Annotated in this window: 9 protein-coding genes and 1 pseudogene; 6 read left to right on the forward strand and 4 right to left on the reverse strand. The window is 67.5% G+C overall.

The window, feature by feature from the left end; translation table 11 throughout:
- Positions 1 to 40: 40 nt before the first annotated feature.
- Together WME73_RS34695 and WME73_RS34700 are read right to left on the reverse strand one after the other, a co-directional pair.
- On the reverse strand, positions 41 to 409 hold the full coding sequence (locus WME73_RS34695) for a hypothetical protein (protein ID WP_437740643.1): 369 nt from the start codon (positions 407 to 409) through the stop codon (positions 41 to 43).
- A gap of 48 nt (positions 410 to 457) precedes the next feature.
- Complete coding sequence (locus WME73_RS34700; RefSeq protein ID WP_437912328.1) at positions 458 to 1183, reverse strand: hypothetical protein; 726 nt, start codon at positions 1181 to 1183, stop codon at positions 458 to 460.
- 3268 nt (positions 1184 to 4451) lie between these two features.
- Between WME73_RS34700 and WME73_RS34705 the strand changes: the two genes are divergently transcribed.
- The 6 genes and pseudogenes from WME73_RS34705 to WME73_RS34730 form a co-directional block, all read left to right on the forward strand.
- Positions 4452 to 4955, forward strand: coding sequence for a hypothetical protein (locus WME73_RS34705; RefSeq protein WP_437740645.1), 504 nt, complete (start codon positions 4452 to 4454; stop codon positions 4953 to 4955).
- 177 nt (positions 4956 to 5132) lie between these two features.
- Positions 5133 to 7334: a hypothetical protein gene (locus WME73_RS34710; protein WP_437912329.1), complete on the forward strand. Its 2202-nt coding sequence runs from the start codon at positions 5133 to 5135 to the stop codon at positions 7332 to 7334.
- Between the two features lie 504 nt (positions 7335 to 7838).
- Positions 7839 to 8855: a GlxA family transcriptional regulator gene (locus WME73_RS34715; RefSeq protein WP_437912330.1), complete on the forward strand. Its 1017-nt coding sequence runs from the start codon at positions 7839 to 7841 to the stop codon at positions 8853 to 8855.
- A gap of 58 nt (positions 8856 to 8913) precedes the next feature.
- Positions 8914 to 10779: a hydrogenase maturation protein gene (locus WME73_RS34720; RefSeq protein WP_437912331.1), complete on the forward strand. Its 1866-nt coding sequence runs from the start codon at positions 8914 to 8916 to the stop codon at positions 10777 to 10779.
- A gap of 108 nt (positions 10780 to 10887) precedes the next feature.
- Positions 10888 to 11769: an alpha/beta hydrolase gene (locus WME73_RS34725; RefSeq protein WP_437912332.1), complete on the forward strand. Its 882-nt coding sequence runs from the start codon at positions 10888 to 10890 to the stop codon at positions 11767 to 11769.
- Between the two features lie 275 nt (positions 11770 to 12044).
- A pseudogene (locus WME73_RS34730) lies at positions 12045 to 12356 on the forward strand (SRPBCC family protein); the annotation flags it as partial.
- A 134-nt stretch (positions 12357 to 12490) separates the two neighbouring features.
- Here WME73_RS34730 and WME73_RS34735 read toward each other — a convergent pair.
- Both WME73_RS34735 and WME73_RS34740 read right to left on the reverse strand, forming a co-directional pair.
- Entirely contained in the window at positions 12491 to 13480 is a 990-nt protein-coding gene (locus tag WME73_RS34735; RefSeq protein ID WP_437917464.1) for an AraC family transcriptional regulator ligand-binding domain-containing protein, read from the reverse strand.
- Between the two features lie 56 nt (positions 13481 to 13536).
- Positions 13537 to 14358: an SDR family oxidoreductase gene (locus WME73_RS34740; RefSeq protein ID WP_437740651.1), complete on the reverse strand. Its 822-nt coding sequence runs from the start codon at positions 14356 to 14358 to the stop codon at positions 13537 to 13539.
- Positions 14359 to 14979 lie beyond the last annotated feature (621 nt).

The raw sequence follows: 14979 nt of genomic DNA on the forward strand, positions 1-14979 counted from the left end.
CGGCGGCGTCCGGGCATGGCGCCGGGCGTCGGGATAGCCGTTATCCAGCCGGATGGAAATCCAGCCATCCAGCCATCATCGCAGATGGATGACCATCCTGCTGACAGGCTATACCCCAGGGGCCAGTCGAAAACGGCAACAATTCCGCGACGTGGCGCTTGTCAGCGGCGAGCTCGCGCGCGAGGGCGCGCATGTCGACCGCGCCCCCGCGCTCCTCGATCTGGCGGAACGCCCACGAGACCACGCCGACGTCGATCCGCGCCTCGTCCACGCGCTCGCCGAGCGCCCGCTCGATCAGGTCGAAGCGCGCGTCCCAGGTCGGGAGCTCCTCAAGGTGCTCCGCCAGCCGGGCGTGCTCCCTGGGGAGCAGATCGCGCGCCGAGATCACGCGACCGGTCAGCTCGTCCATGGGCACGCCGAAGGACCGCCGTCCCCGTAGGGGCGATCTCACGAGCGCTCAGGCGCCTGCGAGGAGCCCCGGGCACTTCACGTTGACGGCCGCGCACGCCGCGGGTTGCGGCGAGAAGTCATCGATGGCCGACGCACACGTGATCGCCTCGAAGGCGTCGCCCGTGGCGATCATGCAGGCCTTGAGCTCCGCGACCGTGGCGGTGCACCCCGCGAAGCCGGCCGTGTCGCACGAGCCGGTCGGCTCGGGCGCCTCCGGAGCGCTGATGCAATCCGCCCTGGCGGTCTCGCAGTCCGTTCCATCCACGACGCTGGCGAGCACCCCGGCGAGGTCGCACAGGTCCTCCTTCGAGAGATCGAGTGACCCGGTGACGTCGTCGCACACCTGCTGGGCCTCTGCGGCCGTCAGCTCGCCGAGCTGCTCGCCGTCGAGAGCATCCCCGCCGCCGGTATCGGTCCCGCCGCCGGTGTCGCTTCCGCCGCCGGTGTCGCTTCCGCCGCCGGTATCGGTCCCGCCGCCGGTATCGGTCCCGCCGCCGGTGTCGGTCCCGCCGCCGGTGTCGCTTCCGCCGCCGGTGTCGGTCCCGCCGCCGGTGTCGCTTCCGCCGCCGGTGTCGGTCCCGCCGCCGGTGTCGGTCCCGCCGCCGGTATCGGTCCCGCCGCCGGTGTCGCTTCCGCCGCCGGTGTTGCCGCCGGCCTTGCCCCCATTGCTCCCCTCCCCATCGCCGCATGCCACGAGCGAGAGGCCGGCCATCAACAATCCAAGAAGCTTCATCCGTATCATCGGGCCTCCATCAACGAGAATGTTCACCTGCGTGTCCACGCGGCGCTCGAGGAAGGCTCCGCCAAAGGATGCGAGCGGGGCTGCATCGTCGATCGGGCAGGCGCGCAATGCGTGAACCTACCACGAACAGGATTGAAGTCTCCTTCCCCACCCTCGGCAAATTGGTCGCGCTGGCCGGCCAGGGCCGGCGGGGACGGGTGCCTCGTCGAGGCGTTCGGCCTGGGACGACGCGGTGGCGTCTCCAGCGCTCCATGCCATTCGACCGGTGCGGATGCAGCCGGCCCTCGTACAGGACGGATACCGGAGGGCAAGCCTTGCACCTCGGGGCCAGCCCTCTTCGATGTACAGACTCGCCAGCATCTGGATGACAAGGAAAGGCTTTGATGAAAGCCCGCGCCGCTCGTCCGCCTGGCTCCTTCCTGTTACGTTATCCTCGTGGTTCCTGCGGTTTCCCGATTGACGTATTCATCTCGTATGCAGCCGCGAACGAGACGCGGGGCTGGGCGACGCGGGACCGACGGCGCGGCCGCGGACCCCGCCGCCAAGGACCGTAACCGTCGGCGAACCGGAGCCGCGGTCGCCGCACAGACCCTAGCGCGCCGAACAGGCTGAAAACCCGAGAAGGAGCAGAAATTTCACAGGAAGGCACGGAGACGAGGAGATTTTTTCTTTCTCTTCCTCCCCGCCTCCTCGTCTCCCTGTTGTCTTCTCTCGAGTCCACAAGGTGAGCGGTATTCCAGTGCCGTCCCTCAGTTTTGACGATCCGTTTCGCTGCCGGCTCGCGGCCAGCGTCCCGCCGCCGCGGTTTCACACGGTCAACTACGCGGGGTGCTCGCGTCTGCTAGCCGCCCACGTTGGCGCGCAAGCTGATCGGACCGCGCCCTGCGAAGCCGCAACAGCCCGCGAAGGCGGACGACGAGCCCGCTTCCTCACCGCGCTCGGTGAGCCGACCGACGCTCCAGGCCGCTCGCCCAACCGAGGGCCGCCGTACTGGAATAGCACCGTCCTGCGCCGCTCGAGGCGAGCTCGCCGGCGTCCCCTCCGCGGCGGCGTGGTCGCGGAGGTCGATGCGGGCGTCGGCGAGCCCGGCGCGGCCGCCGGCATCCCTACCCTACGATCCGAGGGTATCAATGAACCCACAAGGGACCCAAGGGTCCCATGGTACCCTTGGGTCCCGTGGTTACTCGTCGCCGGAGCGTCGACTGCGTCCGAAATCCATTGGTTGACGAACAGCCAGGGGGAGAATTGTTCCAGCAGCAACGGACGCACTGGCGAAGGACTTCGCATCGTCACAGGCGCTATCCGATACGCCCTATTCCAGGCTGTCGCCCGACGATACGGTGCCAAATCGGCTCAGGTAAGGTGTGCCTCGTGCATCAAATTGGCATGCCCATATGTGGTCAGGATCATACGCGGTAGCACCTCCGATAGATACAGGCGGAGCCGCTTGCACACTCGGCAGCGCCTCGAGGATCGCCTCGCTACCCGCACGCCAGCGAAAGGACCATCTCGTCATCTCGGAAGGTCTCGGATGATGCGCGTTTCGACGTTCGATGATACGGCCTCGCGTATGGCGATACCACTCATTGAGCCGTTTGGCTATGTACAGATCTCCCGTGTGTGGAAACCATGCAGCGAGCTCAGATCCGGCGTTGAGTGCGTTGGCATATACTTTAACTGGCGAGAGCCACTCTTGCGATAGCTGTCGCAGGAGGAGCTCGTCAAAGAGCGACGGTAATAGCCCATTGCCTGCCCGTCGGGGAAAGAGTCCGGCATGATAACGCCCAAGGTTGGCCAACTGCGGGTGGAACATGCTCCCAGATGCACAGAACCTAGAAAAGGCAACGGGCGAGCGGCGGCACCACAATTTCCAGAGCGTAGCCGCGAAAGTTGTCTCGAGCTTCGACCATTGGACCACGGGCGGCTTGCGTAGCAGAGCATCCGCGACATAGATGGATATGGCCCTGCCTGGGCCGGGCCCTTGCGGAAATGTTCCGGCGGTCTCTGGGCTGAGATCAACGACGAGCACCGTACGCCCGCGCTCGACTACGGAAGCACAGATTCGACAGAGGCTCATCAGGCCGCCTGGTGTCGGCGGAAGCGCCACGCAGACCGGCGGCCCATCAGAACGCGCAAGCTCTTCATTGAGATCGGTAGACGGCTCTCCACCCAAGTATCTAATGCGCGCAGCACGATGACGTTTCGGATTGATTCTTGATGGCCCCAGCAGGAGAACGTCATCGTCGACCACGACGGGGGATGCAACCTTGGCTAGAGCCGCTCCGGCAACCCTGCCCATGGCAACGTAGACTGCGCCCTGTATCGGCTCATTCATCATCTGAATCCGCACGATCTGCATTTGCACGCTGGCGGGTATGGTGTGCCCGATTGGCAGGCTTCAAGGCAACTCCTGCACGGTGTATGGCGCCATTTGTCGCAGCCTGGATATCCCGTGGTGCACTGGCCGCCGATCTCTTGGCAATCCACGAACATGTCTGTGCATGTCTTGTCGGGCGTGCATCCTGCCATCTCCTCAGTGGCGCCGCTCCCCACGTCGTCACCGTTTCCGAACCAGTCCCCCGTAGCTGCTGACCCCGGTGGGTATGGTTCTCCGGCCCCTGTGCCTTCCGTCCCCCTAAGATAGCACTCGCCCACGTCGTAGTTGCACGCCCACACCGTGAGACCGAGAGGAATAAGAACGAGGATCGCCTTCAATTTCAGCCTGTGGCGCATGCTCATCCTCCAAGTTTTTCCAGATGCATGTGCGGAGGGGCAATGTCAACTGTAATTCAGGGCACGGATTGCGTCCCTGCGGCTACGGCTTGTCAAATTCGCCCCGGTCCGAAGCCGAGCTCGAGCTGAGCGCAGCGGGTTGCACCTCGTCGCGGCCGAGCTCGGCGCGGACGATCGGAGGTCGAGGCGCACGTCGGCGCGGCCTTGAGCCTGCTCGGCGCGTTGTGACGCCCGGGGCGGGAGGTCTCGAGCGTGAGCGCGGCGCAGCCCCCACGGCGGGGTGCGGTGGCCGAGGCGGACGGACCTCGGCGAGCGCGGCGCGATCTCCGTGCACCTGGTCGAGTTCGGGCGCGTCGCCAGCGACGAGCAGCTCGAGCGCGAGTTCGGTGCAGCCTCCGCGGCAGGACGCGGTGGTCGAAGCGGACGCCGACGACGGCTGGCGACGAGGAGCGCGGGCGCGAGCGCTACATAGCCCTTCGCCGCGGCGGCGCGGCCCTCCGGGACACGTCGACCCCGGACTTCCACCATGTCCATACGCTTACTCGGCAAGATCGGCTCGCTCTACGTCGGTGCGCTCGTCGTGGTTCCGGCGCCGGCCCAGGCACTCGAGTTCAACGGCGGCGTGAGCGTGGGCGGGATCCAGATCGGGACCGAACCCAGGCTTGCCGTGAGCCCCTTCGCCGGATGGCTCTGGCGCAGCGAGGGGGACCTCCGGCTCGAAGTCCACGACATGCTCAGCATCGTTCCAGGGGCAGGTATCGGGGTCTACGATCGAACGGCAGTCACTCTTGGGTATGCCACGAAGACAAACACCGCCAGCCTCGGGCCGTCCCTGGTGATCTACTCGATGCCGCCGGGCGTCGAGGAGGCCGCCGGGTTCGACCCGAGCGAGGACGGCGCCTCGTCGCCGACCGTCTGCGCGTGCTCGAACGGAGTCTGCCCTCCGAACATCCCCGAGAACTCGCACCACCAGAACGCCGGCGTCCGGGATGTCATCACCCAGGATGCCATCGCGATCGAGCCTCCGTAGCGCGCCGCGGGGCTCGGAGAGCGCGGGCTCGGTCGATCCAGAAATCGACCGAGCCCGTGTCGGGTCTTCCTCTCCGTTTACGGAAAAGGTTTGAGGCGCGTGGAGCGAGGGGCATCGGCGCCCCCACCGCCCGCGCGTCCGATCTCACCCTGCAACGAATGTTCTGGGAGGACCCCCATGCGACAATTCACCTTTCTGGCTCGCCTCTCTCCCCTGGCCCTCACCCTCCTGACCGCCGCGGGCTGCGGGGGCATTGCCCCGGAGACCCAGGCGGATCCTTTCATGGACCATGAGCCGGGCGCCGAGGAGCCCAGCGACCCGGCCGCGAAGCCCGCCGATGTCACGACGGGCCCTGTCGTCGCTCTCACGTCCATTCAACGCGAAAAGGCCCCTCTGCTCGCGGAGCTCATGGACGGCGCCCCTTCGAGGTTCCGGGCGGACCTCATCGCGGATCCGAACCCCGCGAGCCGCCTGGCAGAGGCGTCCGCCGTGCTCATCGACGCCGAGGCCGCGAGCGCCGACGACATCCGCTCCTACGCGTCCCTGCTCCGGGCAGCGCGCCTCGCGGGGGTGCCTGTGATCCTCGAGAACGCGCGCGACGCCGAGAAGGTCGCGCTGGCGCTGGGCATCGGGATGTCCGCGCAAGTCGTCTACGCGGCGCCCAGCCCGGGCGGCCAGCGCTTCGACGTGCGCGTCTTTGGCGACGTCACCGGTGAAGAGACCGAGGAGCACAGCTCGGTGCGCTTGCCGGCCTCCGCGAAGGCGAGGTACGCCCGGATGACCGCGGACGAGCGGGCCGAGCTCGGAAAGAGGCTCGAAAGGAGCGAGGCCGAGCTCGACGCGCTGTTCGACGCGGCGCCCGAGGCCGAGCCCATCACCATCGACGCAAAGCCCCGGATCGCCTCGAGGTCCGAGGTCGCGCAGGCGGCGTTACCTGCCCGGGGCGAGCTCCTCGCCGAGATCAAGGGCCTGCTCGCGGACCACAAGGCCCACGCGCTCGCCCAGCTCGTGACCGAGCCTCTGCCCGAGGGCACCTACCGCTCGTACAACGTGACGCCCACCTCCATCAACTGGGAGTGCGGCGACGACGGCCAGCGCTCCGTCATCGACCGCAACTTCACGGTGACGCTCCTCGCCTCCAACGCGCCGGAGGGCAAATACGTCGTCTTCGCGGGCAATGGCACCCAGTACAACCCCGGCGGGCTCAAGTGGAACTCGGGGAACAACCGCGGCTACTTCCAGGAGACCCTCCAGCACTCGATTCGTCCCCTGCGGGAGGGGCTCTCGCCCTACGCCCACAGGCCCCACTCGGCCAACGAGTCCTCGACGTTCACCACGTCGAACGGGTTCTCGGTTGGCGCGGGCGTGGGCGTCGAGGGGCCGTCCACGAGCTTCAGCTTCGATGTGAGCGAGCAGGCCTCTCAGTCCTTGAACGACTTCGACGTGATCGATTTCTCCTCGGGTTCGCTCTTCGGCTGGCAATACAAGCTGGCCTCGGTGAGCGGGCATTCTTACAAGAAATGGGAGGACCTCCACAACGACACGTGGGGCGGCCTCTACGGCCTGCCCAACCTCGCCAAGAGCACGCTCACGGACGAATACGAGGGTATCTACGCGGCGGGCCTCCAGGATCAGTCGCTTTACCCGGTGGAGAACGTCAACCTGCAGTCGGTGCGGCACACCTGGGTCTCCCACGATTACCTCCTCTGGGAGGAGATCAAGACCACCTCATGCGGGAAGGCGGCCGGCTCCATCGTCACCGTGGACCTGAGCTCGGTCAACGTGGCCAAGCTGGGCACCATCCCCTTCAAAGAGACGTTCGATCAAGGCGTCGCGCCGAGCGTGTGGACCGTGATCAACGAGGGCATCACCGACAGCTCGCCGAGCTGGAGCGGGGTAGGCGGAGCGGCGATCGAGACGGGCAGCGCGTTCGATTACCCCCAGACCGCGGCCGACGGAGCTGTCGACATGCGCGGGACCTACCTCGTCGCGCCCCACACGGCCTTCGGGCAGGGAGCGCTCTCGGCGAAGATCTACGCGGGCGACCCCGACGGCTTCGGCCTCATGTACGCCATCAACGACACCGGCTCGAGCTACTACCGGGTGATGTTCGACGCGAGCTTGAGCGTCGCGCGCCTGGTCCGGGTGGACAACGGCGTCTTCACCGAGCTCGCGGTCAACACGAGCTATGTGCCGCCGCAGAACGCATGGATGACGGTGCGGGTCGAGCGCGAGGGGACGACGCACCGGATCAAGATCAATGATCAGGTGGTGCTGGCCGTGCCGAGCGAGGTGACGTACGCGTGGGGTTCGGTCGCCCTCTTCTCGTGGGCGATGAGCGACGTGCGCTTCGACGACGTGACGATCACGACCCTTTGACGCGATCCTGAGACGCCTGGGCGGCGCGGGGCGCGGACTCGCGCCGCCACAGCAGGATCGCGGTCGCCAGCGAACCCAGCATCGCCGCGGCGTAGATCCCGGACGCTCGCGCCGGCACGACCACTACCCCACGCCTCCAGCTCGCTCGTGTGCACGCCTTCGCGCCTCAGCAACGCGCCGAGTTCGTCGTCGGAGAGCCGCTCGGCAGCCAGCACGATGCGGACCTTGTCGCCCGCCGATCGTACCGGTCCGGCGAGCTGCTCGAGGTCGTTGGGCGTTCCTCCCTGCGGCATGACTGCTCGAGAGAGAGCATGCCACGTTGACAAGGTCGGCTGCGGGGTCTTGACCTCACGAGCGAGCTCCGTTGCCGTCACCTGTTGGGACCGGTCATTCGCTGGTCGTTGGCAGAAAGGGTGGGATCTTTGACATTGCCGACAGGCTCAAGCCGCCGCACATCCAGCCCAGGCCCCAATCGGCGCGGAATCCCAGTCCGAGGAGGTGGCCGTGACCGACATCACCCCGACAACCTCACCGAAAACCCGCCACATTGCCATGCTGGCTTTCCCCGACTGCCAGATCCTGGATGTGTGCGGTCCACTGGAAGTATTCTCCTTCGTCAACTGCTGGCTCCACCTCGCCTGCAATCCCGATTGGGCGGCGTACCGATTTTCGGTGATCGCCGAGCGGGCGGGACCCATCAGGACCATGTCAGGGCTCCAGATCATTGCGGACCATGACCTTGCCGATGTGGGGGACGACATCGACACCTTGCTGGTGACGGGCGGCATCGGGGTCGACCGGGCCCGCGACAATCGGGTCCTGGTGGATTGGGTCCGGAGCATGGACCAGCGGGTGCGGCGGATCGGCTCGGTCTGCACCGGCGCCTTTCTGCTGGCCGAGGCCGGGCTGCTGAACGGCTGCCGCGCCACCACCCACTGGCACTGGTGCCAGCAACTGGCAGAGGAGTACCCGGACATCCGGGTGGAACCTGATCGTCTCGCCATCCGTGACGGCTCCCGCTACAGCTCGGGTGGCGTCACGGCGGGCATGGACCTCGCCCTCTGCATGATCGAGGAGGATTTCGGGCCGGAGGCGACCGCCATGGTGGGGCGCTGGATGCTGGTCTTCCCCAACCGACCCGGTGGGCAGTCCCAGTTCAACGTGGCCCTGCACAATAGCTCCGGCGCCCGGCGGGATTTCCGGGAGCTGCAGACCTGGATCGACGCCCATCCCGAGGCCAACCTGAGCGTCGACGCCCTGGCGCGGCGCATGCACATGAGCCCCCGCAATTTCGCGCGCCTGTTCGAGCGCGAAGTGAGGCTGACCCCCGCCAGGTTCGTCGAGCAGAGCCGCCTGGAGAAGGCCAGGGCATGGCTTGAAAATAGTCTGTCGCCGGTGGAGGTGATCGCGGAAAAGTGTGGATTTGGCGGCGCAGAGGCGATGCGTCGCTGTTTTCAGAGGAACTTCAAGGTGAGTCCCCTGGTCTACCGGTCGCGTTTCAGAAGGGCGGGTGTTCTGTAATCCGATCATCCGGTCATGCGGCAACGGTTAGACTCCCGTCATTCCGACGGTACTTTCCATGGCAATGAATCCTGTTGAAGCCCATCAACCGTCCGGAGCAACCATGCGACTACTATTGCTATCCAGCAGCTTCAACAGCCTGACCCAGCAGGCGTACGTGCTCTTCAAGGATCGCCATCAGGTGGGTGTTGCCGCGGCGACGACCGCGGGAGCGATGCGCGAAGTGGTCGCGCAGTTCAGGCCCGATCTGATTCTCTGCCCCATGCTGGCCCATGTCATTCCGCGTGACATCTGGAGCCGAACGCCCTGCCTGATCGTCCACCCGGGCATCGTCGGCGACCGTGGTCCCAGTTCCCTGGACTGGGCCATTTACAACGGGGAAACCGCGTGGGGCGTGACCGTCGTGGAGGCGGTCGAGCACATGGATTCCGGCCCCATCTGGGCCACCTACCGCTGCGCCATGCGCGAGGGCAGCAAGAGCAGCCTGTATCGGGACGAGATCACCCGCTGCGCGGTGAAGGCCATGGAGGTGGCGGTGCAGCGCTTCGAGAGCCGGATGTTCGTGCCGGCGCCCCTGGACTACTCGCGGGCCGAGCCCCTGGGCCATTTCCGGCCTGTGCTGAAGCAGGCCCAGCGCCGCGTCGACTGGGAGTCGGACCGGGTGGCGGACATCCTCCGCAAGGTGCGGACCGGGGACGGCGCACCGGGGGTGCTGGACGAGATCGCCGGCCAAGAGGTCTATCTCTTCGGTGCCCACGAGGAGAGCGCGCTGGTGGGCAAGCCGGGGGACATCATCACCCAGCGCCATGGCGCCATCTGTCGGGCAGCGGTGGACGGGGCCGTGTGGATTTCCCACCTGAAGCCGAAGAACGGTCCGGAGGAGCGGCGGTTCAAGCTGCCTGCGGCCATGGTGCTGGGTCCCGATGCGATGCAGGACGTGCCGGAGCTGCCGCTCTTCATCGACGCCCCCACCCGGGGCAAGACCTTCCGCGACATCTGGTACGAGGAGAAGAACAGCGTCGGCTACGTGAATTTCCGTTTCTACAACGGCGCCATGGGCACCGACCACTGCCGGCGCCTGGAGCAGGCTGTATTGTTCGCCCGCCGCCGCCCCACCCGGGTCATCGTCCTGCAGGGCGGGCGGGATTTCTGGTCCAACGGCATCCACCTCAACCTGATCGAGGCCGCCGCCGACCCGGCCCAGGAGTCCTGGAACAACATCAATGCCATGGATGACCTCTGCAAGGCCATCCTGACCGCATCCGACCAGCTCGTGATCGCCGCCATGTACGGCAGCGCCGGGGCCGGCGGGGTGATGATGGCCCTGGCCGCCGACCGGGTGCTCGCCCGCGACGGCATCGTCCTCAACCCGCATTACAAAGGCATGGGGGGGCTCTACGGCTCCGAATACTGGACCTATTCCCTGCCGAGGCGGGTGGGCTTGGCCAAGGCCGTGGAGCTCACCGAGCGCTGCCTGCCGCTCGGCATCCGCGAGGCCAAGGCGATCGGCCTGGTGGATGACATCATCGTGCAGGACGACCTGGGCGGCAGCCATTTCTCCCAGTTCCGCGAGCAGATCGGCCGCATCGCCGAGCAGCTGGCCAGCAGCGGCCATCATCACGCCTGGCTGGAGGGCAAGCGGGCCGAACGGGCCGCCGACGAGCGGCGGAAACCGCTGGCGGCTTACCGGGAAGAGGAACTGGCGGAGATGCGCCGGAATATCTGGGGCGAGGCCCCGGCCTACCACCTGGCCCGCAGCGCTTTCGTCCGGAAAGTGCCCAAGGTCGGCCTGCTGAAATGCGTGACGAACCTGGACGCGGCCTGCGGCAACGCCCATTGCGCCGATGCGCCCGGGCTGGGCCGTAACCGCCGTTCCTTCGCGTCCATCGGCTGGCAAGCCGTTGCCCTCGCCGCGACACCGTGATGGGGTGCGACCACGGCGATCGGGACTGCAGCACTGCGGACGAACGCAAGAGGCCGCGCGTCGATCCGCGCGCGGCGTCGCTCCCGCGATCGGAGTACTGTTGTACCGATGCGCCACCCGTCGGCCGATCTCCTTCGCTTGCGCCTGCTCCTCTCCATCGGCGTGGTCCTCCTGGCGGGGCCTGGGTGCAGCCGCGAGCCGGCGCCGGCGCCCCCAGCGGGGTCGGCGGCCGCGCGTCCGTCGTCGGAGACGCCGTCAGCGGGGCCGGTCGCGCCTCCGCCGCCGGCGGGAGCGCCGGGGAGCACCACCCGGGGCGAGATCGCGGGCGTGCGCTACCTCGAGCACATGACGGGCGGGGCGCGACCCGACGAGCGGGTGCCGATGATCGTCGCGCTGCACCCCATGGGCGGGGACCCCGCGGACTTCCTGCAGCTGCTCCGGCGCTACCGCCGCCGCGCCCGGCTCATCCTCCCGTACGGCCACCCGAGCGGCGGGATGTACATCTGGTACGACTCCGCCCGCGACGACGTCGCTGCCCCCCTGGTCACGCGGGAAGCCGATCGGATCGCCGCCGCGCTCGCCGCCCTGGTGGCCGCCCGCCCCACTGTCGGCAAGCCCCTCGTCACCGGCTTCTCGCAGGGCGGCATCATGACCTTCGCCCTGGCGGTCACCCACCCCGAGGCGCTGGCGGCCGCCTTCCCCATCAGCGGCCTGCTCCCGCCGTCGCTCTACCCGTCGGCGGCGCTGAGCTCGGGGCCGCGCCCGGCGACGCTTCCGCCGGTCACGGCCTTCCACGGCGCCTCCGACCTGGCGGTGCCGACCCGAGGCGCGCGCGCCTCGATCGCCGAGCTGCGGCGCGCCGGGTACACCGCGGAGCTGCGCGAGTACGTCGGGGTCGAGCACGACACCTCCGACGAGGAAGTGGGCGAGATCTTGGAGCGGATCGGGCGGGCCGCCGACGGCCTCGCGGACGCGGCGCCGGCGCCTTGAAGCGGGCGCGCTCGTCGAATTCTGCGCGGGGCGCGGAAGGGGGTAGCTCAGGGCAGGACGCTCGCACCCTCGCCGAGCGCCGGGAGGCCCCATGTCCGCAGCGGCCCCGACTGAGAAGCTTCAGCCGACGGCGAGATCGCGTCCGGAACCCGCGGATCGTGATGGCCGTCTACAGGCCTTCCCTCGCAGCGCGGGGGGCCCTATGACGGCGGCATGATCGAGGGGATCGGCGAGGCGGTCATCCAGCGACCGCCGGAAGCCATCATCGACTTCGTGACGGACCTCCATCGGTACAAGGCCACGCGGTGCGCTATCGCAGCCTGCGCTCGTTCCCCGCTTGCCTGTTCCTCACCTTCGAGGGCGGCTTCGATCTCGACGAGACCGCCGTGGGCACCCGCGTGGTGCATACCGAGCGCTTCCGCTTCTTCGCGCCGTGGCGCTGGGTGATGGATCCGTTCCTGCGTGAATGGCTGGCGAGGGACGTGCGCGAGGAGATGGGGCGGCTGAAGACGCTGATCGAGGCAGAGCACCTCGCGCGCCCGGCGCAGCGCGCTTTCCCGATGAACAATGCGAAACCGGCTCCCTGACCGCAGCTTTCTGTACGATCCACGCGCCCTTACCCCGACGCGCCTCCCCGGACGGCTTTCCACCCGGGAGGCAGCGCATAGCAGACATCTTCGGCGAGCCTTCGCCGAGGACGTGGACTGACGCGCCTCGCCGATCAAACAGCGCGCCGGGCCTGGTCTGGCGTGGTTCCAGTCCATGCTCGGAAGGCGCGGTAGAACGAGTTCGGCTCCGAGAAGCCGAGCAGGAAGGAGATCTCTGCGACAGGCAGCGAAGTATTGTCCAGGTAGTGGCGCGCGAGCGCTTCGCGCGTCTCCTTCAAGATCTGCTGGAAGCTCGTCCCCTCGTCTTCGATCCGCCGTTGCAGCGTCCGTTTGCTGAGCCCGAGGCGCCGCGCGATCGTCTCCATCGTAACGAGGCCGCTCGGGAGCCCTTCGAGCAGCGCGGCGCTCACGCGCTGCGAGGTGGGCGCCGACGACTCGAGGTCGGCGAGGCGCTGGCGCAACGTCGGTTCGAACGTGCGCCACCGGCTGTCGTCCGAGGTCAGAAAATGCCGGAGCGCATCAGCAGCCGTGAACGACACGCGGTGCCTGGTGCCCCTCCTCATGCGCGCGCCGAGGAACTGCTCGTAGGCCGCGATCGGCGACGGCAGCACCGTGGTCGTCACCTCGATCGGCCGCACGGGTTCGCGGGTCGCCATGCGCGCGATCGCGACCGAGAACAGGAGCTCGGTCACGACCAACGAGAGCGGCGGCGTGAGCGGCGCGTCGAGCCAGGTCAGCTCGAAGGACACCACGTCGCGCTCCTCGGTGACATCGATGCGCATGGGCCCGATGAGGCGCTTGTATTGCGCGACACGCCGCGCGGCGCAGAGGAGGTTCGGGCTGCACAGCGCGGCGAACAGAGGCGGCGAGAACGACTCGCTGCGGATCGCCCCGCACAAGCGGAGCGGGAGGAGCGCGTCGCCCAGCTCGGCCTCGATGCCGTCCCAGAGCCGGTAGTAGTCCTCGGACGCGAGTCGCACGGAAGGCTGCTGGAGGAGATCCTCCGCGAGGCCAGCACGGCGCAGCACGTTCGCCGGCGAGACGCCGAGATCCTTCAGCAAGGCGCGCCAGGTCGTGTCGAGGGCGTAGGACTGCGCGCGCATGACGACCATCGCTCGGAGTGTGCCACGCGATCCGATCGCGCCACAATGGCCTGGCGCTACCCCTCCAGCCCGAACTGGGTCCGCATACCGCCAAGGAAGGTGGCGTCGTCCATCGAGCGGCGGCTCCCGAGCAGTTCTACGACGTCAACGCCGACCTCGTACCGGAGCTGATTCGAGTCGTCGGTGGTCGCGGCGTACACGCTCTCGGCGACTCGCTCTGGCGGCGCCCCCTGTTCCATCATGGGGCCTATCACGGCGAGGACCTTCTGCACGAGCGGCTGGTACTCGCTGAGCTGCGGGTCGTTGCTGAAGTCGAGCGAGCGGCTCATGAAATCCGTCTTGATCGCGCCCGGCTCGACGATCTTCACGCGAACCCCGAGCGGCGCGAGCTCGAAGTGGAGCGACTCGGAGAGCCTCTCGACCGCGAACTTCGTCCCGTGATACAGCGTGCCAAGCGGGAGCGTGACGCGGCCGCCCCCAGAGGAGATGTTGACGATGACGCCGCTTCGGTTCGCGCGAAAGTGCGGCAAGAGCGCCTTCGTCGTCGCGAGGACGCCGAGGACGTTCACGTCGAACTGGCGACGTATCTTGTCGAGCGAGGTCGCCTCGAGCGGTCCGTACGCGCCGTAGCCCGCGTTGTTCATGAGCGCGTCGATGCGCCCGAACCTGGAGATGCCCGCGTCGACGGCGGCGTGGATGGAGGCAAGGTCCTGCACGTCGAGACGGGTGACGAGCACCCGGTCGAGCCGAATCAGCTCCTCCTCGCGTTCGGGGTTGCGCATCGTCGCGACGACGTTCCACCCCTTTGCGCTAAAATGCTTGGCCGTGGCGCGGCCGATTCCGCTCGAACTTCCGGTAATGAGAATCGTCTTGGTCATGTGGTGAATCTCCTGCGACCCAACGTAGGCGTCGCCGACCGTGTCCACACTCGCAACCGGTGCCAATCGACTATCCGTTCGCGCCACCGACCCACCGAGCCGCTCCGACACCCGACGGCAGACGGCGATGGCGTCGCGGTGAACCTCATCGTTGCCGCAGTAGCTCTTCGCCGCTTGGTCGATGGCTCGGCGGCTTCACGAACGAGAAGCTCGGAGGCCCACTCGGCTTCGCGTGTCCACACGAAACCGACAGAGAGGGGCGCAGCTCGACGACGTGGCCGGGGGGGAAGTCTGCCCTGAGGCGCGTACGCCGGCCGCCACGACGCGCCGCGAACCGCGACGGCGGCCGTCTGGACGAGCTCAGTAGGGTACAGCTATACGGTAGGATGCCTTCCGCTTGGTGCTATGTCGCGGTGATCCCAGGCGTTTCAGGCGTGGAAGACCTGCCTCATCGCATAAGGCCCGTCCTGCCAATGAATTCATACAGTCGGACTGCACGAGCCAGGAACAGCCATGTGAACGTTGACTTTGTGGAACGCGTTTGCGCGTCCTATCCGTTTGCGTCACTGCAACATTGACGCGCGAGCGCCAAGGTGGCCGCTGCGGTTTGGAGGAGCAAAG

The organism is Sorangium sp. So ce302, from assembly GCF_051530145.1.
Taxonomy (GTDB): Bacteria; Myxococcota_A; Polyangia; order Polyangiales; family Polyangiaceae; genus Sorangium; species Sorangium cellulosum_B.